Here is a 25,440-nt window from a genome sequence, read left to right as displayed (position 1 = left end):
ACTGGCGAAACACCCCGTGCATCAGGTGCGGAAAGCCGACACTCAAGTTGAGGACGTGATGACGAATCACGTATCGTCCGCGGGTCTGCGCGCCTAGTCACTCAGGGGGAAGAGCGTGAGCAGTACGGAGCAGGTCGAGCGCCCCGGACGCCACTCCGTTCCACCCCAGAAGCCACGCGTGTCCGCGCGCACCGTGGCGATCGGCGTCGCCATCGTCGTGGTGGTCGCCGCGGGCGGGATCGCGGCCGCGGCGTACACGAGCGGCGGCTCCGAGAGCCAGTCGAGCAGCGCCGACGAGAAGGCCACCGTCATCAGCACCGACGGCGCCGTCGTCGACGGCAAGCAGCTCACCACTGCGCTGCACATCAAGGCCAACAACGTCAAAGTGGTCAACACGACCGTGCGGCACCGGGGCACGGCGGCGATCCGGATCTTCCCGGGCGTGCACGGCACCGTCGTGGAGAACACCGAGGTGTTCTGCGACGGCAAGGACATGGTCGGCGTCGGCAACGGCGGCTACACGGCCACGAAGGTCAAGGTGCACGGCTGCGCGGTCGGCTTCCAGCACTACGCCGGCGCCCCGGCCACGGTCACCGACTCGACGGTCGACGACAAGCCGTACAAGGCCAGCTACGCCTTCACCGAGCAGGGCAAGAAGCACCCGACCACCGGCACGGGACTCGTCGCCGGGCCGGTCGCGGCCGCGAAGCCCTGGCCCGGCCCCGACAACACGGGCGTGCCGGCGGGGACCACGCTCACCCCGTACACCGGCCCGTACGCGATCACGCAGGAAAACACCGTCATCGACGGGAAGATCCTCACCGACTGCGTCGAGATCAAGGCGAAGAACGTCACGATCAAGCGGTCGAAGATCAACTGCAAGAACAAGGGCGGCATGATCATCCGGGTGTTCGACGAGCTCGTGCCCGACGCGAGCCTGCTCGTCGAGGACACCGAGATCACCGGTGACGGCGAGGGGCTCGGGGTCGGCTTCGGCCACTACACGCTGCGCCGCGTCAACATGCACAACCTCAACGAGGGCCCCCGGGTCTCCGACGGCGCGGTGATCGAGGACAGCTGGATCCACGGCCTGGTCTTCACCGACGAGAAGGACCACCAGGACATCCTGCAGACGACCGGCGGCACCGGCATGATCGTGCGGCACAACACGCTCGAGGCGTTCAACCCGGCCACCAACGACCCGTTCAACGCGGGCTTCCAGCTCGGCTCGGAGACCGCCCCGAAGCTGAGCGACCTGCTGGTGGAGAACAACCTGTTCAGCGGTGGGAACTACACGGTGAACCTGCGGCCGGACACGAAGACCGAGAAGGTCGTGTTCCGCAACAACGTGTTCGTGCAGAACAGCCGCTACGGCGCCGCCTCCAACGAGGACCTCCCAGGCGTCACCTGGGAGGCCACCAACGTCTTCCTCGACGGAGGCAAGCCCGTCACGCACGGGCCGTAGCGCAGGCCCGACTCGCACGGGCCCAAGAGCAGGCCCGTCACGCACGGACCCTAGAAGGTCACGACCGCCTTCGTGACGGTGTACGCCTCGGCGTAGTGCGACCGGCACTCCATCCCACGGATGCGGGCGAGGCCGAGGAACACCTCGTCGTCCCACCAGTCGCGGGCCTTCTGCGACGGGAAGTGCTCGTGCAGCAGCGCGACCTTGCGCCGGCCCTGCTCGACGGTGAGCGGCACGTACACGTTGCGCCGGGACAGATCGCCGTCCCACTTCGGGATCTCGTAGTGCATGACGAGCGAGTTCCGGAAGGCGGTCGAGGCGAGCGAGCCGAGCAGCCGGTGGTCCTGGTGCGCGTCGTCGGTCGACGGCGCCAGGACCAGGTCCGGGGTGCCGAGCCGGGCCGCGGCCTCGACGATCTCCTTCGTCGCGTCCCAGTGCGCCGGGAGCCGGCCGTCGGGCAGATCACCCAGCGAGAACCGCACCGCGCCCTGGGACAGGAACGCCGTCGCGGCCGCCCGGGCCTCCGCCTGCCTGGCAGGAACACCCGTCGCGAGGACGTAGTGGACCGAAACCCCGGCGGGCAGGGAGAGCAGCAGCCCGCCGGCGGCGATCTCGATGTCGTCCGGGTGTGCACCCAGGGCGACCACGGACCGCACGCCGGCGAGGGAGAAGCCGATCATGCGGACGGGCGGCGGGACGCGTCCCACAGCATCCACGGGCAGTTGCCGTGGTTGTAGGCCTCTTCCATCTCCGCCCGGTCTTTGAACGTGTCGACCGCGCGCCAGAACCCGTCGTACTGCTGAGCCAGCAGCTTCCGGTCCGGGATGAGCCGGTCGAAGGCGTGCGGCACCATGTCCTCGCCGTCGCGCAGGACGTCGAAGATCTCCGGCCGCATGATGAAGTAGCCGCCGTTCTCCCAGGTCATCAGGTCGCGGAAGTCCCGGACCCGCGACACCGACCCGTCGTCTGACATCTCCAGGATGTGGTGCGTGGAGACCGGCGGCACGGCGAGCATGCTGACCGCCGCCGTGGACGCCCGGAAACGCTCCACCATCTCCGGCAGCGGCGCGTCGGTCAGCGTGTCGGCGTAGTTGGCCAGGAACATCGGCTCGTCCTCGACGTACTTGCGCACGCGCATGAGCCGCTCGCCGATCGTGGCCTTGAGGCCCGTGTCGATGAACGTGATGTTCCAGTCGGTGATGTCGGTCGAGAAGAGCTGCACGTCACCGTTGCCGCCGACGAGGGTGAAGTCGTTGGACAGCGTCTCGTCGTAGTGCAGGAAGTAGTCCTTGACCACGGCGGCGCCGTAGCCGAGGGCGAGCACGAAGTCGGTGTGCCCGAAGTGGGCGTAGTAGCGCATGACGTGCCACAGCAGCGGCCGGTCGCCGATCATCGCCATCGGTTTCGGGACGTTGCTCGTGCCCTCGCGCATCCGCATGCCGAGACCACCGCAGAACAGGACGACCTTCACGACAAACTACTCCTCGACGTCGAGAGCCGGGATCGGGTAGACCAGCTTGCCGCCCCAGTCGCGCACGTACGACAGCTGCGCGCTGATCTCGGTGCGCAGGTTCCACGGCAGGACCAGGACGTAGTCGGGCCGGTCCGCGGCGATGCGCTCCGGCGCGTGGATCGGGATGTGCGTGCCCGGCAGGAACATGCCCTGCTTGTGCGGCGACCGGTCGACCGTGTACTCGAGCAGGTCCTCGCGGATACCGCAGTGGTTGAGCAGCGTGTTGCCCTTGCCCGGGGCGCCGTAGCCGACGACCCGCTTGCCCTCGGCGCGCGCCTTCATGAGGAAGTCGAGCAGGTCGCGCTTGATGGTGAAGACCTCGCCGGCGAAGCCCTTGTGCCCCTCGAAGGTGTGCAGACCGGCCGCGGCCTCGGCGTCGAGGACGGCCTTGACGGCCACCGAAGGTTCACCCGCTGTTTCACTTCGCTGTGCGTGCACGCGCAGCGACCCGCCGTGGGTCGACAGCTCCTCCACGTCGACGACGGTGAGGCCGCCCTTGGCGAGCGCCCGCGACGCGGTGAGCAGGGACAGGTACTGGTAGTGCTCGTGGTAGATCGTGTCGAACTGCCGGCGCTCGATCAGGCGCAGCAGGTGCGGGAACTCCAGCGTGACCAATCCGTCCGATTTGACCAAATTGGCGAGTCCCTGACTGAATCCAATAATGTCCGGAATATGTGCATAGACGTTATTTGCGGCAACCAGATCCGCACGGCCGTACTGCGCCGCGACCGATTCGCCGGTTTCCGGCCCGAGAAAGCACACCTCTGTCCGGATCCCCTTTTCGCGGGCGACCGCGGCGACATTTCCGGCTGGCTCAACGCCGATCACGGGAATACCCGCGGCCACAAAGTGCTGCAGAAGGTACCCGTCATTACTGGCCACTTCGGCGACCAGGCTGTCGGCCGTTAGGTTGAGCTTCTCGATCATAGCGACGGAGTACTGCCGCGCATGCTCCACCCAGGATGATGAATAGGAGGAGAAGTAGAGGTAGTCGGAGAAGATCTCCTCACCCGCCACGTAGGCCGGGAGCTGCACCAACAGGCACTCAGAGCAGGTGCGCACGTGCAGCGGGTAGAACGTCTCCGGTGCGTCGACCTTCTCTGCGGGCACGTAGCTCTCACACAGTGGCGACATACCGAGGTCGACGAAGGTCTCGGTGAGCTCGGCACCACAGAGCCGGCACGAGACAACGGGCATGCGTCCCCCCAAAATAATCGTTGGCGCTAGGCTCCCACCTATACGGCTGGAGCATGATGTGGACGCGTCAGCCTAAGGCAGAATCCAAGCCAAGAAGCTAGCGGTCGCGGAACACTGCTGTTCAACGTCAGAGTAAGAAGTCCGACACACCACCGAGGGCACTTTCGGTCCCTCTTAGACTCGCCTTCCACCCGCCGAGCGTTCGGGAGCTTTGCCATGCGCGTACTCGTCACCGGTCACGACGGATACATCGGCAGTGTGCTGGTGCCGATACTCCGGCAGGCCGGGCACGAGGTCGTCGGTCTCGACACCGGGCTGTTCGCGGACTGCGTCCTCGGGCCGGCGCCGGAGGAGGTCAAGACGCTGCGCGTCGACCTCCGCGACGTCGAGCCGTCGCACGTCACCGGGTTCGACGCGGTCATGCACCTGGCCGCGCTGTGCAACGACCCGCTGGGCAACCTCAACCCCGACCTGACGTATGACGTCAACCACCGCTCGACGATCCGCCTGGCGAAGGCCGCCAAGGCCGCCGGGGTCCAGCGGTTCCTGTTCTCGTCGTCCTGCTCGCTGTACGGCAAGGGCGCCGACGACACCCCGCTGGACGAGACGGCCGGCTTCCAGCCCGTGACGCCCTACGGCGAGTCGAAGATCCTCTCGGAGCAGGGCCTGCTGGAGCTCGCCGACGACGACTTCTCGCCGGTGTTCCTGCGCAACTCCACGGCCTACGGCTTCTCCCCCCGCCTGCGCGGCGACCTGGTCGTCAACGACCTCGCCGCGCACGCGCTGCTCACCGGGCAGGTCCGGCTGCTGTCGGACGGCAAGGCGTGGCGGCCGCTGGTCCACATCGAGGACATCTCCGCCGCCTTCCTGGCGCTGCTGGAGGTCGACCGCGGGCGCGTGCACGCCAAGGCGTACAACATCGGCAAGAGCAGCGAGAACTACCTGATCCGCGACGTGGCCAACCTCGTCGCCGAGGTGGTGCCGGGCAGCGAGGTGACGTTCGCCGAGGGCGCCGGCACCGATCTGCGCAACTACCGGGTCACCTGCGACCTGATCGCCGCCGAGGTCCCCGAGTTCCAGCCGAGGTGGACGGTCAAGCTGGGCGTCGAGCAGCTGATCGAGCAGTACCAGCGGCACGGCCTGACGATCGAGCAGTTCGGCAGCCAGACCCACCAGCGCATCAAGCGGATCAAGGCGCTGATGGAGGCCGGCAAGCTCGACAACGACCTGCGGTGGACGGCATGACCGGCCAGCGCAGCGACTCGGGCCGGTCATCATCGGCGCAGGTTCAGTCAGGACGACGCCGGAGCGCAGCGGAGGTGGTGGCATGACGAGCGACCGGATCTGTGACGCCTGCGGCGAGGAGCGGCTGGTCCCGTTCGCCGACCTCGGTGACATCCCGGTTCTGTGCGGGGTGCACTGGGAGGCGCACGGCGACGCGGTCGCGTCCCCCGTCGGCCGGATGGAGCTGGCGCACTGCCCGCGCTGCGCCTACGTGCGCAACGTCGCGTTCGAGCAGGACAAGCTCGTCTACGACACGACGATGGACACCAACCTGCACTTCTCCCCCGCGTTCCAGCGGTTCTCCGCGGACCTGGTGCAGAGCCTCAGCGAGCGGTACGACCTCAGCGGCAAGCTCGTGCTCGACGTCGGCTGCGGCCAGGGCGAGTTCCTCAAGGAGCTCACCCACGTCAGCGGCGCCAGCGGCGTGGGCTACGACGCGATGTACGCGGGCGAGGTCGGCACCAACGGCCTGACCACGTTCCACAGCGGGCTCGCCCCGCGCGGGTCCGGCCTGCCGAAGTACGACTTCTTCACCTCGCGGCACTGGTTCGAGCACCTCGACGACCCGTTCGAGTTCCTGGTCGACCTGCGGGAGCAGGCGAAGGGCCGCGAGGTCTTCGGCTACGTCGAGGTCCCCGACGCGGTGTACGACCTCGCCACCGCCGGCTGGGAGGTCATCTACCCGCACGTGTCGTACTTCGACGCCTACTCCCTGGCGAGCATCTTCGGCCGGGCCGGCTGGACGGTCGAGTCGACGGGCACGCTGTTCTCGGGCATGTTCCGCTACATCGAGGTGTCGGCCAACCGCCCCCGCGCCGGCGGTCACGTCGCGCACACCGGCGAGCTGCCGTCGATGCGGGCCCGCGACAAGCAGCTCGCGGCGATCGCCGGCTTCGCCGAGCGGCACCACGCCGAGCGGGAGCGCTGGCGGAGCACGATCGCGAAGCTCAACGCCGACGGCGCGCGGCCGGTGCTGTGGGGCGCGGGCTCCCGCGGCGTGCAGTTCCTGACCCTCGCCGACCGCGAGCTGGGCCTGCACGGCGTCGTGGACCTCAACCCGCGCAAGTGGGGCCGCTTCCTGCCGGTCACCGGGCACCGGGTCGACCCGCCGTCGACCCTCACGACCCTGCAGCCGAAGGCCGTCGTGATCACCAACCCGGCGTACAAGGACGAGATCGCCAAGTCCCTCGCCGACCTCGGCGTCACCGCAGAGATCCTGGTGGCCTAGATGCCCAGAGTTTCGATCGGGATGACGACGTACAACGTCGAGAAGTACCTGCCGCTGGCGATCGAGTCGATGCTGGCGCAGGACTACCCGGACTTCGAGATCGTCGTGTGCGACAACCTGTCCACCGACAGCACCTGGGAGATCCTGGAGCGCTACGCCGCCAAGGACGAGCGGGTCCGGGTGTACCGCAACCCGGAGAACCTCGGCGAGGCCGGCAACTTCCGGCGGGTCGTGCAGCTGGCCCGCGGCGAGCTGTTCCGGCTCGCCGCGCACGACGACCTCGCCGCGCCGACGCTGATCAGCCGGTGCGTGGAGGCGCTCGACGCGCACCCCGAGGCGATCCTGGCCTTCCCGCAGACGATGCTGATCGACAGCGACGGCAACGAGATCGGCCCGTGGGACGACGCCATGGACACCCAGACCCTGCGCTCGCGGGGCCGGGTCAGCTGGTACGCGCGGAAGTGGAACCTCTGCAACGAGGTCTTCGGCGTGGTCCGCACCGACGTGCTGCGCAAGACGCGGCTGCTCGGGCCGTTCCTGTCCAGCGACGTGCGGATGCTGCACGAGCTGGCGCTGCGCGGCGAGTTCATCCAGGTGCCGCAGCGGCTGTTCTACCGCAGGATGCACGCGACCAACACGTTCGGCGCGCAGCGCGACACCGACGAGGTGCTCGAGTGGCTGGAGCCGGGCGCGGCGAAGGGCAAGAACCGCAAGCGCAAGCCCGCCTCGGACCAGAGCCACCACACCAGGATGACCTGGGAGATCACGAAGGCGCTCATGAGCAACGAGCTGCCGGTGACGGAGCGGGCGGTCGCCACCGGGGCGTTCCTGACCTCGTGGGGCACCCGCCGCGGCCGGGCCAAGCTGGGCCGGATCCGCCGCTCGATCACCCGCACGCCGATCGCGCCGCCGGTCTGGGAACAGCCCCAGCAGCAGTCGTCTGACCAGCAGTCGCAGGCCTAGGAGTCCGCATGAGTCAGAGCGTCGACAGCAGCGTCGACCCGCTCGACCGCACCGTCGATCTTGACCGTACCGCCGAGATCAGCGCTCTGACACCACCGGCGACAACGACGACGCTGGACGCACCGGAGGAGGAGGCGCCGCGCAAGCGCCTCAAGTCCGCGATCTTCTGGTCGTACGCGCTGACCGCCGGCCGCCTGGGCACCACGACCGTCGTCACGTTCGTGCTGGCGGGCATGCTGGGACCGCACGCGTTCGGCGTCGTGGGCACCGCGCTGCTGTTCGTGATGATCACGCAGATGCTGCTCCAGCAGACGCTGCTCACCACGATCATCCAGCGCGAGAAGCTCGAAGGCGACCACCTGGACGCCGGGTTCTGGCTCGTCATCATCGGCAGCCTGGTGCTGACCGCGGTGGCCGCCGCCGCGGCACCGCTGTGGGCGGCGTTCAACAACCAGCCCGAGGTCACCATGATCTGCGTGGCGCTGACCCCCATGATCCTGCTGCAGGGGCTGACCGTGGTCCCCGAGGCGATCATGCGGCGGAGGATGACGTTCCGGCCGCTGGCCATCCGGACGCTGATCGCGAACGTCATCGGCGGCGTGGTCGGCATCGCCATGGCGCTCGCCGGCTACCAGGCCTGGGCGCTGGTGGGGCAGCAGCTGGTGGTGGGCGGCGTCGGCGCCGTCGTGCTGTGGACCGTCACCGACTGGCGCCCCCGCTGGCGGCTGCCCCGGCAGGCGATCAAGGACCTGTGGGGGTTCTCCGCCCAGTCCGCGCTCGGCGGCATCGGCGTCTTCCTGGCCATCCGCATCGACCTGTTGGTCCTGGCCAAGTTCTTCGGCCCGGTGGCGGTCGGTCTGTACCGCATCGCGCAGCGCCTGCCTGACATGCTGACCGAGGTGACCAGCCGGTCGCTGCAGCAGGTGTCGCTGCCGGAGCTGGCCCGCCTGCAGCGCAAGCCGGCCGAGCTCGGTGACCGGCTCGCCAAGATGCTGCACGTGTCCGCCGTCGCCGGACTGCCCGCGCTGGGCATCCTCGCGGCCGTCGCGAAGCCGCTCGTCGCGCTGCTCGGTCCCGAGTGGTCGCCGGCCGGCACCGGCATGCAGCTGCTGTGCATCGTCGGCATCGTCAACGTGTACGGGGTGCTGCTCGGCCCCGCCCTGCAGGCCGTCGGCCGGCCGGGCATCAACACGGCGCTGTCCTGGTTCCAGCTCACGGTCGGGGTCGGCACCTTCTACCTCATCGGGCAGTGGCTCAACGGCTCCACCGACGACCGCGCGCAGGTCGCCGCGATCGCGCTGGGCATGTCGGCGGTCGAGCTGTCGATCACGATCCTGATGATGTACATCACTTTCGTGCGGGTGTTGAAGGTCAGCACCTGGCAGATCCTCGGCCCGACGGTGCCGGCGTTCATCGCGGGCTCGGCAGGCTTCCTCGTGCCGTTCCTCGTCGACCGGTTCGGCCTGGTCAGCGGGCCGTGGGTGCTGAAGCTCCTGGTCTACGGCGTGCTCGCCACCGGCATCGCCGGCGGCCTGCTGCTCGCGCTGGACACCCGTACCCGCGGGATGGTCATGCGCAAGGTTCAACCATTGCTCGGAAAGAAGCTCGGAAAGAAGTAGGAGCGGGTCTTTGCTGTTCGACGAGTCCAACCGCCTGCGGCCCCTGGCCCACGCGGTGATCCCCGGTGGCGCGCACACGTATGCGAAGGGGGACGACCAGTTCCCCGAGGAGGCGCCGGGCTTCATCGTCCGGGGCAGCGGCTGTCACGTCTGGGACGCCGACGGCAACGAGTTCGTCGAGTACGGCATGGGCCTGCGCTCGGTCACGCTCGGCCACGGATACGCGCCGGTGGTCGAGGCCGCGGCCCGGCAGATGGCGGACGGGCTCAACTTCAGCCGCCCGGCGACGATCGAGCTGACCGCCGCGGAGCGGCTGCGCGGCGCGCTCGGCGTGCCCGACCGGATGGTGAAGTTCGCGAAGAACGGCTCCGACGTGACGAGCGCCGCGGTGAAGCTCGCCCGCGCGTTCACCGGCCGGGACCTCGTCGCGATCTGCGCCGACCACCCGTTCTTCTCCACCGACGACTGGTTCATCGGCACGACCGGCATGCCGGGCGGCATCCCCGGCGCGGTCCGTGACCTGACCGTCCGGTACCGCTACAACGACCTGGCCAGCGTCGAGGCGCTGATCGCCGAGCACCCCGGGAAGATCTCCTGCCTGGTGCAGGAGGTCGAGACGACCGAGCCGCCCGCGCCGGGCTTCCTCGAGGGCCTGCGGGCGCTGTGTGACCGGCACGGCATCGTGCTGATCTTCGACGAGATCATCACCGGGTTCCGCTGGCACGTGCGCGGCGCCTCCCACGTGCACGGCGTGCGGGCCGACCTGACCAGCTACGGCAAGGCACTCGGCAACGGCTTCGCGGTGGCCGCGCTCGTCGGCCGGCCCGACATCATGGAGCTCGGCGGGCTGCGCACCGACCGGGAGCGGGTGTTCCTGCTGTCCACCACCTACGGTGCCGACACGCACACCCTCGCCGCGACGATGGCCGTCCTCGACGTGTACGAGCGCGAACCGGTCATCGAACACCTGCACCGCCAGGGCCGGCGGCTGGCGGAGGGCGTGACGGCGGCCGCGGCGGCGCACGGCGTCCAGGACTTCGTGGGCGTGGCCGGCCGCGACAGCAACCTCATCTACATGACCAAGGACAGCGACGGCGAGCGCTCGCAGGCGTTCCGGACGCTGTTCCTGCAGGAGCTGGTCCGCCGCGGCGTGATCGCCCCGTCGTTCGTCGTCAGCTACTCCCACACCGACGCGGACATCGACCGCACGATCGAGGCGGTCGACGGCGCCCTCGCGGTCTACGCGAAGGCCTTGAGCGACGGCGTCGACGCCTACCTGGTCGGTCGCGCCGTGAAGCCCGTCTTCCGCCCTTACGTCTAGGGGAGCCACCGTGGTCGCAGTCCTCGAGCGGGAACAGGTCCGGCGCGGCACCCGTACACCGGTGAAGGCCGCCCTGGTCGTCGGCGCCCTCGTGGCCGGGACGGCGGCCTCGATCCTGCGGCAGCCCGGGCCCGGGGCGCTGGACACGATCTGGGCCGAGGACGGCGAGATCTTCCTGACCCAGGCGGCGCGTGACGGCGCCGGGGCGTTCACCACGTCCTACGCCGGCTACTACCACCTCGTCGCCCGGCTCGTCGCCGGCGTCGCGGCGCTGCTGCCGGCGTCCCAGGCCGCTGCGGCGCTCGCGATCGGCGCGGCGCTGGTCACGACGGTCTTCGCGATCGCCGCGTATGCCCTGAGCGGGGAGTACCTGTCCTCGACCGTGGCCCGGCTGGTGGTGTCGGTGCCGGTCGCGGTGCTGCCGATGGCGCAGGGCGACGTGCTGAACTCCCCGGCGAACCTGCACTGGACCGGTCTCTACGTCCTGTTCTGGTTCCTGCTGTGCCGGCCCGCCTCGGTCGCGGGGAAGGTGCTGGCGTGCGCGGGCATCGTGCTCATCGTCGGCAGCGACATCCTGACCGGCGTCTACCTGCCGCTCGTCGCGTTCGTGCTGTGGTTCCACCGGGACCGGTACGCGGTGGCGAAGGCCGTGGCGTTCGTGGTGCCCTTCGCCGTGCAGGTGCTCGGCCTGCTCACCGGGGCGAGCGAGCGGGAGGGCCTGGCGCCGGACCCGGTCCGGGCGGTGACCGGCTTCGTGCTCCGCGCGGTGCCGACGGCGCTGTTCGGCGAGCGTTGGGTCGGCCAGACGGTCAACGCCCGCAGCCTGATCTTCGCCGCGCTCGCGTGGCTGATCCTCGGCGCCGTGCTGGTCCTGGGGCTGCGCAAGGTCGTCCGTCCACGGTGGACGCTGGTGATCGCGGCGGGCGTGCACAGCGCGCTGGTCTACCTCGCGCCGGTCGCGCTCAGCGGCATCGCCACCCCGCGGTACAACGTGGCGCCGGCCCTGCTGGTGCTCGTCACGCTCGTCGCCCTGCTCAACGACGTGACCGGGGTCCGGATCCTCGCGGCGCTGGTGCTGGTGGTCTGCGCGGTCAACTTCCGGGTGGACAACGCCCGGGCGGACGGGCCGGCCTGGCACACGGGGTTGCGGGGCGCGGAGACGGCCTGCGCCGCCGATCCGGCGGCCACGGTGAGTATTGAGGTGACTCCGCTCGCGGCACCTGGGTGGCATGTCGCACTGCCGTGTGACTATGTCGACAAAAAATAACCCTCTGGCATTGGGGCCATCGTCGGACAAGCAATTATCAGGCGAACTATGATCCACTCCAGAGTTAAAGCATGAATTTCCTCGACCGTTCGGGCAGGGTTGCCTGGCGGAACGACGGAGCCCTCTACACCCCGGAACGAGATTCACCTTCTGCGGCCCGCATGTACGCTGAGCTGCGAAACAGAAGATCAATCTTGTCCGTTTAGCCGCATTCGTACAGAATGCGCAAATTAGGTTTTTTGTTCAATTTAACAAGTCAAGCGGCATTTCATGTTTCGTTAAAAGCGGCATGTAAAGAATGCGACACGGCGAGTTTGCCAGTGCCCACTTGCCCCGCTGACGCGTTATCCGCCAGTGTCGCTAGGCGACTGCCCGTGGGGGGGCGCCGCGACCTATTTTTCTTGGGGAGCAGGGTCGGTCATGAAGGTTGGCGTCATCGGCTGTGGTTACTGGGGGGCGAAGCACGTGCGCGTGCTGTCATCACTCCCCGAGGTGTCACTGGTCGTCGCGATCGACGCACAGACGGAGCGGATCGATCCACTGCGCCGGATGTACCCGAGCGCGCTGTGCGTCACCAGCCTGGACGAGGTGATCGACCTCATCGACGCCGCGATCATCGCCACGCCGCCGCGCTCGCACGCGCCGCTGGCGAAGCGGCTGCTCGCCGCCGGCAAGCACGTCATGGTCGAGAAGCCGATGACCGCCTCGACCGCGGAGGCCCGCGAGCTCGTCGCGATGGCCGACGAGGCCGGCCTCACCCTCGCCACCGGGCACACGTTCGAGCACAACGCGGTGGTCAAGCACCTGCGCGACATGGTCGCCGCCGAGGAGCTCGGCAAGATCTACTACATCGACACCGCGCGGCTGAACCTCGGGCTCTACCAGCCCGACGTCAACGTCGTCTGGGACCTCGCGCCGCACGACATCTCGATCATCAACATGGTGCTGGGCAGCACGCCGACCGCGGTCAGCGCGTGGGGCACCAGCCACGCCGGCACGCCCTTCGAGGACGTCGCCTACCTGCGCCTGGAGTACGGCGCGATCGGCGCGACCGCCAACATCCACGTCAGCTGGCTCGACCCGTCGAAGGTGCGACGCGTGACGGTCGTCGGCAGCCAGCGCATGGCGGTCTACGACGACATGCTCGACGAGGGCCGGCTGCGCATCTACGACAAGGGCATCCAGGGCGCCCCGCTGGACGGCACCGTGCCGATGTCGTACCGCTACGGCGGCATCACCTCGCCGCACATCCCGATGACTGAGCCGCTCGGCGAGGTCGACCGGGACTTCGTGCAGTCGGCGATCACCGGGCGCACCCCTGCCGTCGACGGCCGGCGCGGGCTCGCCGTGGTGGAGGTCCTGGAGGCCGCCGCCGAGTCGATGGCCACCGGCCGCACCGTCAACATCTCCCAGCCCGCAACCGTCTGACTCGAGAGGAACACCACGTCCCGTGCGCATCCCGTTCAATGACCTCGCGACGCCGCACGCGTCGATCGTTGAGGACGTCGTCGCCGAGGTGCGGGCGTTGGCCGGCAACTCCCGCTTCATCGGCGGGCCGGCCGTCGAGTCCTTCGAGCAGGATTTCGCGGCGTACTGCGGCACCACGCACGCCGTGGGCGTCGCCAACGGCACCGACGCGATCGAGCTGACCCTGCGGGCGCTCGGCATCGGTGGCGGCGACGAGGTCCTGGTGCCGGCCAACACGTTCATCGCGACCGCCTCGGCCGTCGCGGCGACCGGCGCCACCCCCGTCTTCGTCGACGTCGACCCGGTGAGCCTGCTCGTCACGCCCGCCACCCTGGAGGCCGGCAAGACCGAGCGGACCGCCGCGGTGATCCCGGTGCACCTGTACGGGCACATGGTGCCGCCGGCGGACGTGCTGCCGTTCGCGGCGAAGCACGGCCTGGCAGTGCTCGAGGACTCCGCGCAGGCGCACGGGGCGGACGCTCCGGCGCAGCATGACGGCCTGGGTGAGAAGGTGCGGGCCGGGTCCTACGGTGTCGCCGGAACCTTTAGTTTTTACCCAGGCAAGAACCTTGGTGCCTGGGGAGACGGTGGCGCGGTCGTGACCGACGACGCCCAGCTCGCCTCGCGGATCCGGTCGCTGGCCAACCACGGCCGGTCCGAGGGCACCGACCACTACGAACACCGCTACATCGGGCGCAACAGCCGGCTCGACGCGTTGCAGGCGACAGTCCTGCGCCGCAAGCTAGCCGACCTGGACGCGGCCACCGCTCAGCGCCGTCGCGTCGCGTCGGTCTACGCGGAGGCACTCGCCGCCCACGGAATCCCGATGGTGGCACCGCTGCCCGGCGTGGACAGCGCGTGGCACCTGCTCGTCGCCCGGGTCCCGGGACGGGAGCAGGTGCGCCGCCTGCTCGACGAGGCCGGGATCGGCACCGGGGTCCATTACCCGGTTCCGTGTCACCGCCAGCACGCCTACGCTACCGACCAGACCGTCAGCCTCCCGGCGGCCGAACAGGCCGCCACCGAGATCGTCTCACTTCCCTTCTTCCCCCACCTGCGGGACGAAGAGGTCGCCTATGTCGCGGACCACCTCGCCAAGGCGATCGCCGCGCTCTGATTTCCGTCAGCTCGCTCGTTCGTTGTCGCACCAACGCACAGTGAGGAGGTGTCGCCGTTGACCGCGCCACAGGCCGTCGACGCCACACTGAACACCACGCCGCCCGTTTCCGCCCAGGAGGACGAGACCGACGACGCCACCGTCGTCATCTCGTCCCTGCCCCAGCCCACCGCTCCCGCCGAGCCGTCCGTGTCCGACGACGCCACGGTCGAGATCCCGATGCCGCAGCGCGTGCTGCGCAAGGTCGGCAGCGGCTGGGGCCTGATCCAGGGGCACCGCGAAGGCCGGTCGCTGATCCCGAAGCGGTCCCTGCGGCAGCTCGTGGAGGGGCTCGTGGCGCTGGGCATCCTGGCCGCCCTGTCGCCGATCCTGCTCGTCGTCGCGCTCGCGGTGAAGTGGACCAGCGAGGGCCCGATGCTGTTCCGGCAGGAGCGGCTCGGCCTGCACCGCAGCACGTTCAAGATCATCAAGTTTCGCACGATGAGCAACAAGAACAGCGACGCGCAGCACCGCGAGTTCGTCAAGAAGATGCTCACCTCCGACGACGACGTCGACGGTGGCGAGCAGGGCGTCTACAAGCTGGTCAACGACCCGCGGATCACGCCCATCGGCGGCTTCCTGCGGCGCACCAGCATCGACGAGCTGCCCCAGCTGTGGAACGTCGTGCGCGGCGAGATGTCGCTCGTCGGCCCGCGCCCCGTCCTGGCGTGGGAGGCGGACCTGTTCCCGCCGGAGGCGGAGCGGCGCTTCGCGGCCCGGCCCGGCATGACCGGCCTGTGGCAGGTGTCCGGCCGCAGCACCCTGGACTTCAAGGCCGCCCTCGAGCTCGACGTCGTCTACGTCGAGAAGAAGTCGGTCTGGTACGACATCACGATTCTCTGGCGGACCGTCGGAGTGGTCTTCAACCGATCGGTGGCACGGTGAGAATTCCGGAGCGTAGCGGGGCATTCGCTCGCCGCGAGGGCAGGGTGGCTCGGTGAAGGATCCGCGACTCCACGTCGTGATTGCGGTGGCGAATCTGCCGGTCGAGCGCGACCGGCGGGTCATCCGTGAGGTGAAGGCCCTCGAAGCGGCCGGATACCGGGTGACGGTGATCTGCCCCCGCGGCGCCTCCAAGATCAGCCACGTCCCCGGTACCGTCGACGCCAAGGTCCGCTCGTACAAGATGTACGAGTCGTCCGGCGGCGCGGTGTCCTTCGCGATCGAGTTCGCCTGGTCCTTCGTGTGCATCGGCTGGCATCTGATGGCCGCAGTGCTCCGCGACCGGGCCGCCGCCGCGCAGGTGTGCAACCCGCCGGACGTGTTCTTCCCCCTCGCGCTGCTCATGCGGATGCTGGGCCGCCCGTGGGTGTTCGACCACCACGACCTCTCCCCCGAGGTGTACCAGGCCCGCGGCGGCCGGCCCGGCTCGCTGCTGGACCGCATCCTGCTGCGCTTCGAGAAGTGGTCGCAGCGCGCCGCCTCGGCGGTCGTGTCCACCAACGAGTCCTACCGGGAGCTCGCGATCAGCCGCGGTGGCTGCGACCCGTCGCGGGTCGTCGTGGTCCGCAACGGCCCGTCGGCCGCCGAGGTCAAGCCGGTCGCGGCGGCACAGCTCGACGTCGACGACCACACGATCGTCTACCTCGGCGTGCTCGGCGCGCAGGACGGCGTCGACAACGCGATCCTCGCCGCCGAACGCCTGGTCGACCTGCGCGGCCGGCTCGGCTGGCGCCTCGTCGTCGCCGGCGACGGCGAGTGCCTGGAGAGCCTCAAGGCGCTGACGGTCGAGCGCAAGCTCGAGGACGTCGTGGAGTTCACCGGCTGGCTCGGCGTCGAGGAGATCGACCGGCTGCTGCGCACCGCTTCCGTCGGATTGCAGCCAGATCCTCGCAGCGCGCACGCCGAGGTGTCGACAATGGCCAAGACTGTCGAATACCTCGCCCGGGGGCTGCCCGTCGTCGGCGTGGACATGCGGGAGACCCGGCGCAGCGCCGGCGACGCCGGTGTCTACGTCCCGAACGGCACTCCTGAGGAGTTCGCCGTCGCCCTGCACCGCCTGCTCGACGACCCGGTTGCACGCGCGTCGATGCGCAATGTCGCGCTCGCACGGTTCCGTAATACCTTGGCCTGGGAACACCAGGCGGCGGCGTATGTCCGGCTATGGGATGAGTTGCTGTCCACCCGCCGGGAGAGGTACAAAGCGGGATCGGCGATCGTTCGGCAAGCCGCACCAGCGGACGTCAGTCAGGCAGAACAACGACAGTGATAAGCGCAATTACATACCGCCCGCCCGGCGACCGCGCTTGTGTGAGGGGATGACGTGGACCTCTGGGATCTCGCCAAGCTGATGGGTCGCCGCTGGTACCTGATGGCGCCGATGATCATCTTGACCCTCGCCGCGACCAGCTGGGCGCTGCTGACGATCAAACCCGACTACACCTCGACCGGCCAGATCATGCTGATCCCGCCGGCCGACCGCACGCCGCTCACGCCGGCCGAGCTCCAGTCGACCAACACCTGGGTCGAGGTCGGTGAGGACATCATGGCGAAGGCCCTGTCGATCTCGCTGAACACCACCGCGACCCACAAGGAGATCGCCGGCGAGGGCTTCTCGGACGCGTTCGAGGTGGCCGCCGAGGACCGCTCCAGCATCCTCACCGTGACCGCGACCGCCACGACGCCCGAGGCGGCGCAGGCGACCGTGCAGCGGCTGGAGAAGCAGATCACCCGCGAGGTCGAGGAGATGCAGGCGCGCTACAAGCCCAAGGCGGGCCGCGCGATCAGCACCCAGGTCCTCGACGCCGGCGACACCATCGAGGTCGTCTCCTCGAAGGTCAAGCGCGCCGCGGTCGTCATCGTCGGCGTCGGTCTGCTGCTCACCGCAGCGGTGACCATCGTCGGCGACAACATCCTGCGCCGCCGCGCCCGCAACCAGCGGCGCCGCCAGCAGGGTGACGACCTCGAGCCCGGCAACGACACCGACGTCATCTCCGACGGCGACCGGCAACAGCAGTCAGGCCGGGCCAACGGCGCCGGCGGCGGGGATGCCGTCGCGAAACAGGACGAGACGGCCGTGATCAACCTCGGCAGGATCAAGAGCACCGTCGCGTCCGGCAACAACGGTGGCGGCAACGGCAACAGCGGCAACGCCGCCGGTCCGGGCCTCACCGTCGCGTACCGGCAGGCCGAGAACGCCCCCGACGACGACCGCCGCGGGGTCGAGACCGACGACGCGACGATCATCCTGCCCCTGGGCAACACGCCGTGGGCCGGCCGGGAGGGGCGCGACAAGGACGCTGAGGCGCGCGGCCGTTGACCTCCAGCACCGTCGCCGGCGAGAGCCGCACACGTCAGGCGCCACCCGATGCGGTGGCGCCCGACGACCTGCGGATCTTCAAGGGGAAACCGAAGCGGAAGCGGCCCCAGGGCTACCGGCCGTCGCCCGACCTGCTGCCGGTCCTCGTCGACGAGCGGACCTACGCGTCCCGCCGCCGGCGCAGCCACATCGACGCCGCGTCGCTGCTCGTGCTGGTCGTGGTGCTGATCCAGCTGCTCCCGTCGCGCCTCGTCGTCCCGGACCTCACCTCGGTCGGCCGGCCAGGCCTGCTGATCGGCCTCCTGCTCGCCCTCTGGTGGCTGCTGTCGAAGCTGCACCCACGCCTGGCGATGACGGGTCCGCAGCCGATGCGCTGGGCGTTCGTGGTCTACGCGCTGACCCTCCTGCTGTCCTACGCCGCCGGCCAGTTCCGCGGCATGCCCGTGCTGGAGGCCAACTCCGCCGACCGCGCCCTGCTCGGTGCGCTCGCGTTCATGGGCATCGTGTTCATGACCGCCGACGGCGTGCCGACCCGTGACCGCCTCGACGACGTGCAACGCGTCCTGGTGTACTGCACCGCCATCAACGCGCTGCTCGGCATCATGCAGTTCATCACCAAGAAGGACCTGACCCAGAGCATCGTCATCCCCGGCCTGACCCTGCAGGGCGAGCTGGTCGGTCTCGCCGACCGCGGCGGCGGCGGCCTCATCCGGGTCGCCGGCACCACCGGGCACTTCATCGAGTTCAGCGTGGTCATGGCGTTCGCGGTGCCGCTCGGCATCCACTACGCCCGCTACGCGAGGACCAAGCTCGAGCGCCGGATCTTCCTCGTCGCGACGCTGGTCATCGCGGGCTCCATCCCGCTGGCGCTGTCGCGCACCGGCATCCTCGCCGTCGGCATCGCGCTGCTGTGCATGTGGCCCGCGTGGAACTGGCGTTTCCGCTTCAACGTCCTGGTCATCAGCGTCGGCCTGCTCGCCCTGCTCTCCGTGGTCCGGCCCGGCCTGCTCGGCACGCTGCGCTCGCTGTTCAGCAACGCCGAGGACGACCCCAGCATCAAGGGCCGCACCGACGACTACGCCATCGTCTTCCAGTACGCCTCCGAGCGCCCCTGGCTGGGCCGGGGCACCGGCACGTTCATCCCCGAGCTCTACCGCTACCTGGACAACCAGTGGCTGATGACGCTCATGAACAACGGCTACCTCGGCATCGCCGGAATGGTGGTCCTGCACTTCTCCGGCGTGTTCCTCGCGATCATCGCGTTCCGCCGGGCGGAGAACGAGGTCGACCGCCACCTGTGCGCGGCGATCTCGGCGGTGCCGCTCATCGCGGCGCTCACCGGCCTGACGTTCGACTCGTTCTCGTTCAGCACCTTCGTGGTCGTGCTCGCCCTGCAGCTCGGTGCCGCCGGCGCGATGTGGCGCTTCACGCACCCGGCCCGCACCACCCGCAGCGCCGCCGTCGGCGCTCTCCAACGCTGAATTCCTGGAGTTCCGGTGATCTCTGTCGTCATCGCCGCCCACAACGAGGCGGCGGTCATCGGTCGCTGCCTCGACGGCCTCATCGCCCCCGACATCGACATCACGGTGGTCGCCAACGGCTGCAGCGACGACACCGCCGCGGTCGCCGCTTCGCGCCCCGGCGTGCGGGTCATCGACCGCCCGGAGCCGGGCAAGTCGGGCGCGCTGAACGCCGGCGACGCCGCCGCGGTCGGCTTCCCCCGCGTGTACCTCGACGCCGACATCCCGCTGACCGCCGCGGACGTGCGCACCCTGGCGGCGTTCCTGGCGTCGACGCCGGGCCTGCTCGCCGCGACCGCGCACCGAACGCTCGACACCCGCCGCCGGCCGCTGCTGGTGAAGGCGCACAGCGCGATCAACGGCCGGCTCCCCGCGTACCGCGACGCCCTCTACGGCCGCGGCGTCATCGCGCTGTCGGCGGAGGGCCGCGCCCGGTTCGACACGTTCCCCGAGGTCGTCGCCGACGACCTGTTCCTCGACGGCCTCTTCGGCCCCGGCGAGAAGGCCGAGACGCCCGCGGTCGTCGCCGTCGTCGAGACGCCCCGCCGCACTTCGGACCTCGTGAAGCGTTTGGCCAGGGTCCGAGCGGGTAACGCCGCCCTGCGCGCCGCGGGTGCCGCCCGTCCAGCGGCGCGCTCCTCGTGGTTGCGCGACGTCGTGCTCCCCAGGCCCTGGCTTCTGCCGGCGGCGGTGGGCTACGTTGCGCTGACCGTCGCCGCGTCGCGCGCCGCCCGCCGTCGCGACGTCGGATGGGGCCACGACACGTCCACCCGCGGAGCAGTCGGAGCGCAGCAGTGAGCCTTGATCCACTCGTCAGCGTCGTCCTCGTCTCGTACAACACCCGTGAGCTGACGCTCAAGAACCTCGCGGGGCTGCAGGCGGGCACCGCCGTGCCGATCGAGATCATCGTGGTCGACAACGCCTCGACCGACAACTCGGCGGCCGCGATCGGTCACGCCTACCCCGAGGTCCGCGTGCTGCACCAGCCCGTGAACCTCGGCTTCGGCAACGCCGTCAACCTCGGCGCCGCGCACGCCAAGGGCCGCTGGATCCTGCTCATCAACCCCGACACCGAGCCGGTCGGCGACGTGATCCGCACCCTCGTCGAGTACGCGGGCAGCCACCCCGAGTACCGCATCTACACCGGTCGCACGCTCCGCGCCGACCACACCGACGACGGCCACTCGGTGCACGCGCTGCCGAGCCTGTGGGGGTACGTCTGCTTCGCGACCGGCCTGTCGTCGCTGCGCCGGCGCTCGCAGCTGTTCAACCCCGACGAGCTGCCCGGCCTCGACCGCGTCATCGGCGGCGAGGTGCCGGCCGTGTCCGGCTGCCTGCTGCTGATCGACCGGCCGCTGTGGGAGCAGCTCGGCGGCTTCACCCCCGACTACTTCATGTACAGCGAGGACATCGACCTCTCCGCCCGCGCCCGCGACCTGGGCGCCCGCCCCGTCCTCGTCCCGGAGGCCCAGCTCCTGCACGTCGGCGGCGCCGCATCGAGCACCGTCAACAAGCGGATCATGGTCCTGCGCGGCAAGACCACGTTCGTCCGCCTGCGCTGGTCCCCCGGGCGCGCCAAGCTTGCCCGTCTCCTCATGTCCGCCGGTGTACTGGTGCGCTCCGCCGCCGGCGCAGGCTGGCGCGACGTCTGGCGCCAGCGAGCGACGTGGCTGTCCGGCTGGCCCGCTCCGACCGCCCCCGCGGCCGTCCCCACCCAGCCGCTGCCCGCCCCGATCTCGGCCGTGCCGTCACCGGACCCCGCCGCGGCGCGACCTCACCCGTAGCGGGGCGCGCTCCTGGACCGCTGGATGTTGGGCGTCCGCCGCTCACGGGCCCGCCAGCACCCCGTGTGCCAGTGCCGCCGGTCCGCGAGATCCCCGCGCCCGTCCGCCGGCCACGCCACGAGATGCGGCACCCCCGGCGCGATCTCCTGGTCACACCCCGGGCACCGGTACGCCTTCACCGCCGCACTCGACGGAATGTTGCGCACCTGCCACTCCCCATCACTCCACGCCTGCACCCCTTCAACGCCACGCTTGACCCGCTCCAGATCGATCGGCTCAGGCACAGCGTCGCGCCGGGCATGGTTGCGACGGGGACTCACCATTCCAGCGTACCGACGCCCACCACCAACCAATGATCACGGCCCCACCACACCCAGCCGCCACCCCGCGATCCCGGTCGCGCCACCCCCGCCACGCCGTCGCCAGCCATGACCGCCGCCTTGCCGTGACTGTCGTCCCGCCGTAGCCACAGTCGCGCCGCACTACCGCTCGCCGTGATTGTCGCCGTGCCGTGATCGCAGTTGTGCCGCAACCGTCCATCGTGCACCATCGCCACACTGCGACCACACCACCGCGATCAGCGCCGGGCAGCACCACCTTCTTGCAGTGCGGATCGCCGCGCCGCAATCGCCGCCCGGCCGCAGTCACCGCCTTGTAGTGACCGCCGCCCGTACTGCGATCACTACCCCGCCGCACGACCACCGCCTCACCACACGATCACCGCCGCGCCGCAATCACCGCCCGGTAGTGACCGCCGCCCGTGCTGCGATCACAACCCCGCCGCACGACCACCGCCCCACCACACGATCACCGCCGCGCCGCAATCACCGCCCGGTAGTAACCGCCGCCCACGCCGCGATCACCGCCCGGCTAGGGACGCCGCCCGGCCGCGATCACCGCCCGCTAGGAACCGCCGCCCGCGCCGCAATCACTGCCACGCCGCAATCACTGCCACGCGGCGAGCACCGCCGCGCCGCGAAGGGCTGTCGTGCGGCGGGCAGTGACGCGGCGGGGCGGCGGTTGTGTTGTGGTCAGTGGTGGTGGGTTGGTGCTCGGGTGGTCAACGCTTCGAGTAGTCGCGGAAGCCGCGGCTGACCTTGCGGCCCAGGTAGCCGGCGGTCACCAGGTGCTCCAGCAGCGGGGCGGGGGCGAAGCCGGGCTCGCGCAGCTCCAGGTACAGCTCCCGCTGGATCGCCAGGGACACGTCCAGGCCGACGACGTCGAGCAGCTCGAACGGGCCCATCGGGTAGCCGCAGCCGAGCTTCATCGCGTAGTCGATGTCGTCCGCCGTCGAATACGAGGCCTCGACCATCTTGACCGCGTCGTTGAGGTACGGGAACAGCAGCGCGTTCACCACGAAGCCGGACCGGTCGGCGCACACCACCGCGTGCTTGGCCAGCGCCCGGCACACGGCGGCGGCGGTCTGGACCGTCGCGTCGGAGGTGCGGATCGTCCTGACCACCTCGACCAGCCCCATGACCGGCGCCGGGTTGAAGAAGTGCAGGCCGACCACGTCGGCGGGCCGCTCGGCCGCCACCGCGCACTCGATGACCGGCAGGCTCGACGTCGTCGTGGCGAGCACGACCCCCGGCTTGCAGATCTCGTCGAGCGACGCGAACAGCGCCTTCTTCACCGACAGCTCCTCGACCACCGCCTCGACCACCAGGTCGACGTCGGACAGGTGGTCGAGGCTCGCCGACCACGTGACCCGCCCGATCGCGGCGTCGCGGTCCTGCTCGGTCAGCTTGCCGCGCACGACCCCCTTGTTGAGCGACGTCTTCAGCCGCTCGCAGACCTTGGCCGACTTCTCGGCGCCGCGCGTCACCGACACGACCTCGAACCCGGCCTTCGCGAACACCTCGATGATGCCCGTCGCCATCGTCCCCGACCCGACGACGCCCACCTTCGCGATGTTCGTCGGCCTGCCGTGCTCGGCGGTGCTGGACGGCGTCAGCTCGTCGGCGACGACGACCGGCGACCCGGGCTTCTCGTACGTGTAGAACCCCCGCCCGGACTTCCGCCCGAGCAGCCCCGCCGTCACCATCTGCTTGATCAGCGGCACCGGCGCGTGCCGCCGGTCGCGACCGCCCCGGCGGTACATCGTGTCGAGGATCTCGTACGCGGTGTCGAGCCCGATCAGGTCCATCAGCGCCAGCGGCCCCATCGGCAGCCCGCACCCGAGCTTCATCGCCGCGTCGATGTCCTCGCGGGTCGCGTACTTCGCCTCGACCATGGACACGGCCTGGTTGAGATACCCGAACAGCAGCGCGTTGGCGATGAAGCCGGCCCGGTCCGTGATCGTCACGTCCACCTTGCCGAGCCGCTCGCACAGCGCCTCGATGTCCGTGACCACGTCCTGCGACGTGACGACCGTCCGCACCACCTCGACCAGCTTCATGATCGGCGCGGGGTTGAAGAAGTGCATGCCGATGACCTGGTTCGGCCGGCCGGTCGCCACCGAGATCTCGGTGACCGACAGGCTGGACGTGTTGGTGGCGAGGATGGCCTCGGGCTTGCACACCTTGTCGAGCTCGGCGAAGATCCGCTGCTTGAGGTCCAGGTGCTCGGGCACGGCCTCGATGACCAGGTCCACGTCGCCCAGTGCGTCCAGCCCGACCGCGAACGTCACCCGCTCCAGCAGCGCGTCGCGGCCTTCCGCGGACAGCTTGCCCTTGGCGACCGCCCGGTCCAGCGACCCGCGCATCGTCGACTCGCCCCGGTGCAGCGCCGCGTCGCTGATCTCGACCGCGGTCACCGAGAGCCCGCTCCGCGCGAACACCTCCACGATGCCGGCGCCCATGGTGCCCAGCCCGACCACGCCCACGGAACCAAACTCGCGCGCCATCGCACGACCTCCCTAACGACCGATCAGGTTACTGGCGAGTCTCCCACGCCACCCGGCTCCCGCGCCCTGTGGGATATCTTGCTGCGCCGCACTCCCGCCCCGCCGCCAGCGGCGGCACTGCCAGCGCCGATGCGCGGCAGCTTCCCTCCAGGCCGACCGCACCGCCGCCCGATCGGATTGCGGAATTGGTCACTCCCCCGGGCACGGATCGCCACTGCAGCGGGCGGTCAGGTCCAGCGGATGGTGGCGCTGGAGCGCCAGAGCGACAGGACGGTGGGGTCACCGTTGACGTGGAGGTCGGCGGTGGCCCGACGGTTCCACAGGGCTAAGTACAGATCGCTGGCGGGACCGCGGAGGGTGCAGTCGGCGGCGGCGTCGGTGCCGCGGGTGATGTCGGCGCCGGTGGGGCCCATGCGGACGGTCCAGGAGTTGGGGGCGTCGGAGGCCTCGACGGCGAGCGTGGCGGGGGCGTCGCAGCGCAGACGGCTGCCACGGGCGGCATAGAAGGTCATGAGCAGCTCGTCGATGCCGTCGACACCGAGGTCGCGGGCGACGCCGTCGGACTGGCCGACGGCGGCGTGGAGGTCGGCGCGATGGATGATCGTCTCGTGGGCCTGGCGGCGCGCCCAGAAGGCGAGGGGCGAGTCGGCGGGGAGGAAATGCCAGCAGGTCAGGTCGCCGGGGGCGGCGCGGAGCCGGTCGACGAGGGCGAGGTGGCCGGCCTGGAACCACGGGACGAGGTCGGCGTCGGCCGGCATGGGGCCGACCGCCTGCTCCTCCTCGTCATCGGTGAGGACGGCGGCGCGGGCGTCGCGGACATAGGCCGTCGCCCAGCGGTGCACATAACCCACGTGCTGGACGAGGTCGCGGACCGTCCAGTCGGGGCAGGTCGGCACGGGGGCGTCGAGGCCCGCCTTCTCGGCGGCGTCGACGAAGTCGAGCCCGGCACGCTCCAACGCATCGATGTGCTGCCCGATTTCCATGCCGTCATGCTAAGCCGACCCCCCGACAAAAAACGCCGGCGGAAAGTCACACCGAGGCTCAGGCGGCCAGCAGGCCGCCCACCCAGATGCCGGCGATGATCAGGGCGGTGGCGAGCTCGATGAGCATCGACACGCCGGCGGCCTTGAGGGCGTGCTTGGTGGACTGCCAGGCGAGGCTGGTGTCCTTCTGGCGGATGCGCTCGACGATGAAGACGCCCAGGACGAAGCCGATGACGAGGCCGACGACCGGGATGAGGAAGAAGCCGACGATGCCCAGCAGGCCGCCGAGGAAGAGGGTCAGGTTGGGCACACCGGCGCGCTTGAGGTTGCGGCCGGGGACGAGGTACTTGGCGGCGAACCCGAGGCCGAGCACGATCGTGGCCGCGACCGCGACGGTCCAGCCGACGGCGCCGTGACCGCCGAAGACCGCCCACACCATGACCCCGGCCCAGCACAGGACCAGGCCGGGGAGCATGGGAATGACGACGCCGATGGTCCCGATCAGCACCGCGGCACCCGAGATGAAGGCCACGAGGCCGGAGCTGTCGGTCACATCCACGCCGATCAGG

At 69.9% G+C, this 25,440-nt stretch carries 22 protein-coding genes; 15 read left to right on the top strand and 7 right to left on the bottom strand.

Annotated features, from left to right (window positions below; all coding sequences use genetic code 11):
- Positions 1-178 precede the first annotated feature (178 nt).
- Complete coding sequence (locus ABZ321_RS37590; protein WP_344510223.1) at positions 179-1,465, top strand: hypothetical protein; 1,287 nt, start codon at positions 179-181, stop codon at positions 1,463-1,465.
- Between the two features lie 50 nt (positions 1,466-1,515).
- Here ABZ321_RS37590 and ABZ321_RS37585 read toward each other — a convergent pair whose 3' ends face one another.
- Genes ABZ321_RS37585 through ABZ321_RS37575 form a run of 3 tightly spaced genes read right to left on the bottom strand, consistent with a single transcriptional unit; the run spans position 1,516 to position 4,175 of the window.
- Complete coding sequence (locus tag ABZ321_RS37585) at positions 1,516-2,172, bottom strand: PIG-L family deacetylase (protein ID WP_354900287.1); 657 nt, start codon at positions 2,170-2,172, stop codon at positions 1,516-1,518.
- The gene (locus tag ABZ321_RS37580) at positions 2,142-2,936 is read right to left on the bottom strand and encodes a glucose-1-phosphate cytidylyltransferase (RefSeq protein WP_344510227.1); all 795 of its coding nucleotides are present in this window, start codon (positions 2,934-2,936) and stop codon (positions 2,142-2,144) included. The genes ABZ321_RS37585 and ABZ321_RS37580 overlap by 31 nt, the downstream gene beginning before the upstream one ends.
- 6 nt (positions 2,937-2,942) lie before the next feature.
- Positions 2,943-4,175 carry a class I SAM-dependent methyltransferase gene (locus ABZ321_RS37575; protein WP_344510229.1) on the bottom strand — a complete coding sequence of 411 codons (1,233 nt, stop codon included), beginning with the start codon at positions 4,173-4,175 and terminating at the stop codon, positions 2,943-2,945.
- Between the two features lie 216 nt (positions 4,176-4,391).
- On the opposite strand from ABZ321_RS37575, the gene ABZ321_RS37570 reads away from it, so the two are divergent.
- From ABZ321_RS37570 to ABZ321_RS37505, 14 genes are all read left to right on the top strand, one after another.
- Positions 4,392-5,420 (top strand): SDR family oxidoreductase, encoded by a 1,029-nt coding sequence (locus tag ABZ321_RS37570; protein ID WP_344510231.1) that lies wholly within the window; start codon positions 4,392-4,394, stop codon positions 5,418-5,420.
- Between the two features lie 82 nt (positions 5,421-5,502).
- Positions 5,503-6,687, top strand: a complete 1,185-nt coding sequence (locus tag ABZ321_RS37565) for a methyltransferase domain-containing protein (RefSeq protein ID WP_344510233.1) — start codon at positions 5,503-5,505, stop codon at positions 6,685-6,687.
- Complete coding sequence (locus ABZ321_RS37560) at positions 6,688-7,650, top strand: glycosyltransferase (protein WP_344510235.1); 963 nt, start codon at positions 6,688-6,690, stop codon at positions 7,648-7,650.
- Positions 7,651-7,658: 8 nt separating this feature from the next.
- The gene (locus tag ABZ321_RS37555) at positions 7,659-9,269 is read left to right on the top strand and encodes a lipopolysaccharide biosynthesis protein (RefSeq protein ID WP_344510237.1); all 1,611 of its coding nucleotides are present in this window, start codon (positions 7,659-7,661) and stop codon (positions 9,267-9,269) included.
- A gap of 10 nt (positions 9,270-9,279) precedes the next feature.
- Positions 9,280-10,590: a glutamate-1-semialdehyde 2,1-aminomutase gene (locus ABZ321_RS37550; RefSeq protein WP_354900284.1), complete on the top strand. Its 1,311-nt coding sequence runs from the start codon at positions 9,280-9,282 to the stop codon at positions 10,588-10,590.
- Between the two features lie 10 nt (positions 10,591-10,600).
- The gene (locus ABZ321_RS37545) at positions 10,601-11,857 is read left to right on the top strand and encodes a hypothetical protein (protein WP_344510242.1); all 1,257 of its coding nucleotides are present in this window, start codon (positions 10,601-10,603) and stop codon (positions 11,855-11,857) included.
- 420 nt (positions 11,858-12,277) lie between these two features.
- Complete coding sequence (locus ABZ321_RS37540) at positions 12,278-13,285, top strand: Gfo/Idh/MocA family oxidoreductase (RefSeq protein WP_344510244.1); 1,008 nt, start codon at positions 12,278-12,280, stop codon at positions 13,283-13,285.
- A gap of 22 nt (positions 13,286-13,307) precedes the next feature.
- The gene (locus tag ABZ321_RS37535) at positions 13,308-14,441 is read left to right on the top strand and encodes a DegT/DnrJ/EryC1/StrS family aminotransferase (protein WP_344510246.1); all 1,134 of its coding nucleotides are present in this window, start codon (positions 13,308-13,310) and stop codon (positions 14,439-14,441) included.
- A gap of 57 nt (positions 14,442-14,498) precedes the next feature.
- The gene (locus tag ABZ321_RS37530) at positions 14,499-15,365 is read left to right on the top strand and encodes a sugar transferase (RefSeq protein WP_354900282.1); all 867 of its coding nucleotides are present in this window, start codon (positions 14,499-14,501) and stop codon (positions 15,363-15,365) included.
- 52 nt (positions 15,366-15,417) lie between these two features.
- Positions 15,418-16,689 (top strand): glycosyltransferase family 4 protein, encoded by a 1,272-nt coding sequence (locus ABZ321_RS37525; RefSeq protein ID WP_354900280.1) that lies wholly within the window; start codon positions 15,418-15,420, stop codon positions 16,687-16,689.
- A gap of 54 nt (positions 16,690-16,743) precedes the next feature.
- Entirely contained in the window at positions 16,744-17,739 is a 996-nt protein-coding gene (locus ABZ321_RS37520) for a hypothetical protein (protein ID WP_354900278.1), read from the top strand.
- Positions 17,736-19,220 carry an O-antigen ligase family protein gene (locus ABZ321_RS37515; protein ID WP_344510254.1) on the top strand — a complete coding sequence of 495 codons (1,485 nt, stop codon included), beginning with the start codon at positions 17,736-17,738 and terminating at the stop codon, positions 19,218-19,220. The genes ABZ321_RS37520 and ABZ321_RS37515 overlap by 4 nt, the downstream gene beginning before the upstream one ends.
- Positions 19,221-19,235: 15 nt before the next feature.
- Positions 19,236-20,057 carry a glycosyltransferase gene (locus ABZ321_RS37510; protein WP_354900276.1) on the top strand — a complete coding sequence of 274 codons (822 nt, stop codon included), beginning with the start codon at positions 19,236-19,238 and terminating at the stop codon, positions 20,055-20,057.
- Complete coding sequence (locus tag ABZ321_RS37505) at positions 20,054-21,043, top strand: glycosyltransferase family 2 protein (protein ID WP_344510258.1); 990 nt, start codon at positions 20,054-20,056, stop codon at positions 21,041-21,043. The genes ABZ321_RS37510 and ABZ321_RS37505 overlap by 4 nt, the downstream gene beginning before the upstream one ends.
- Here ABZ321_RS37505 and ABZ321_RS37500 read toward each other — a convergent pair.
- The 4 genes from ABZ321_RS37500 to ABZ321_RS37485 form a co-directional block, all read right to left on the bottom strand.
- Positions 21,034-21,366: a hypothetical protein gene (locus ABZ321_RS37500; protein WP_344510260.1), complete on the bottom strand. Its 333-nt coding sequence runs from the start codon at positions 21,364-21,366 to the stop codon at positions 21,034-21,036. The genes ABZ321_RS37505 and ABZ321_RS37500 overlap by 10 nt on opposite strands.
- Positions 21,367-22,103: 737 nt before the next feature.
- The gene (locus ABZ321_RS37495) at positions 22,104-23,888 is read right to left on the bottom strand and encodes a 3-hydroxybutyryl-CoA dehydrogenase (RefSeq protein WP_354900274.1); all 1,785 of its coding nucleotides are present in this window, start codon (positions 23,886-23,888) and stop codon (positions 22,104-22,106) included.
- Between the two features lie 227 nt (positions 23,889-24,115).
- Positions 24,116-24,871, bottom strand: coding sequence for a maleylpyruvate isomerase family mycothiol-dependent enzyme (locus ABZ321_RS37490; protein ID WP_354900272.1), 756 nt, complete (start codon positions 24,869-24,871; stop codon positions 24,116-24,118).
- A 58-nt stretch (positions 24,872-24,929) separates the two neighbouring features.
- Positions 24,930-25,430, bottom strand: a complete 501-nt coding sequence (locus tag ABZ321_RS37485; RefSeq protein ID WP_344510268.1) for a DUF456 domain-containing protein — start codon at positions 25,428-25,430, stop codon at positions 24,930-24,932.
- Positions 25,431-25,440 lie beyond the last annotated feature (10 nt).

The sequence above is a fragment of the Dactylosporangium sp. NPDC006015 genome (assembly GCF_040614215.1).
Classification (GTDB): Bacteria; Actinomycetota; Actinomycetes; order Mycobacteriales; family Micromonosporaceae; genus Dactylosporangium; species Dactylosporangium maewongense.
This window is presented reverse-complemented; position numbering and strand designations above follow the sequence as displayed.

What these genes read in the sequence shown, in the direction of transcription:
- ABZ321_RS37575 (WP_344510229.1), bottom strand. Translation starts at nt 4,175, where the DNA reads ATGCCCGTTGTCTCGTGCCGGCTCTGTGGTGCCGAGCTCACCGAGACC.
- ABZ321_RS37570 (WP_344510231.1), top strand. Translation starts at nt 4,392, where the DNA reads ATGCGCGTACTCGTCACCGGTCACGACGGATACATCGGCAGTGTGCTG.
- ABZ321_RS37565 (WP_344510233.1), top strand. Translation starts at nt 5,503, where the DNA reads ATGACGAGCGACCGGATCTGTGACGCCTGCGGCGAGGAGCGGCTGGTC.
- ABZ321_RS37560 (WP_344510235.1), top strand. Translation starts at nt 6,688, where the DNA reads ATGCCCAGAGTTTCGATCGGGATGACGACGTACAACGTCGAGAAGTAC.
- ABZ321_RS37555 (WP_344510237.1), top strand. Translation starts at nt 7,659, where the DNA reads ATGAGTCAGAGCGTCGACAGCAGCGTCGACCCGCTCGACCGCACCGTC.
- ABZ321_RS37540 (WP_344510244.1), top strand. Translation starts at nt 12,278, where the DNA reads ATGAAGGTTGGCGTCATCGGCTGTGGTTACTGGGGGGCGAAGCACGTG.
- ABZ321_RS37500 (WP_344510260.1), bottom strand. Translation starts at nt 21,366, where the DNA reads ATGGTGAGTCCCCGTCGCAACCATGCCCGGCGCGACGCTGTGCCTGAG.
- ABZ321_RS37495 (WP_354900274.1), bottom strand. Translation starts at nt 23,888, where the DNA reads ATGGCGCGCGAGTTTGGTTCCGTGGGCGTGGTCGGGCTGGGCACCATG.
- ABZ321_RS37490 (WP_354900272.1), bottom strand. Translation starts at nt 24,871, where the DNA reads ATGGAAATCGGGCAGCACATCGATGCGTTGGAGCGTGCCGGGCTCGAC.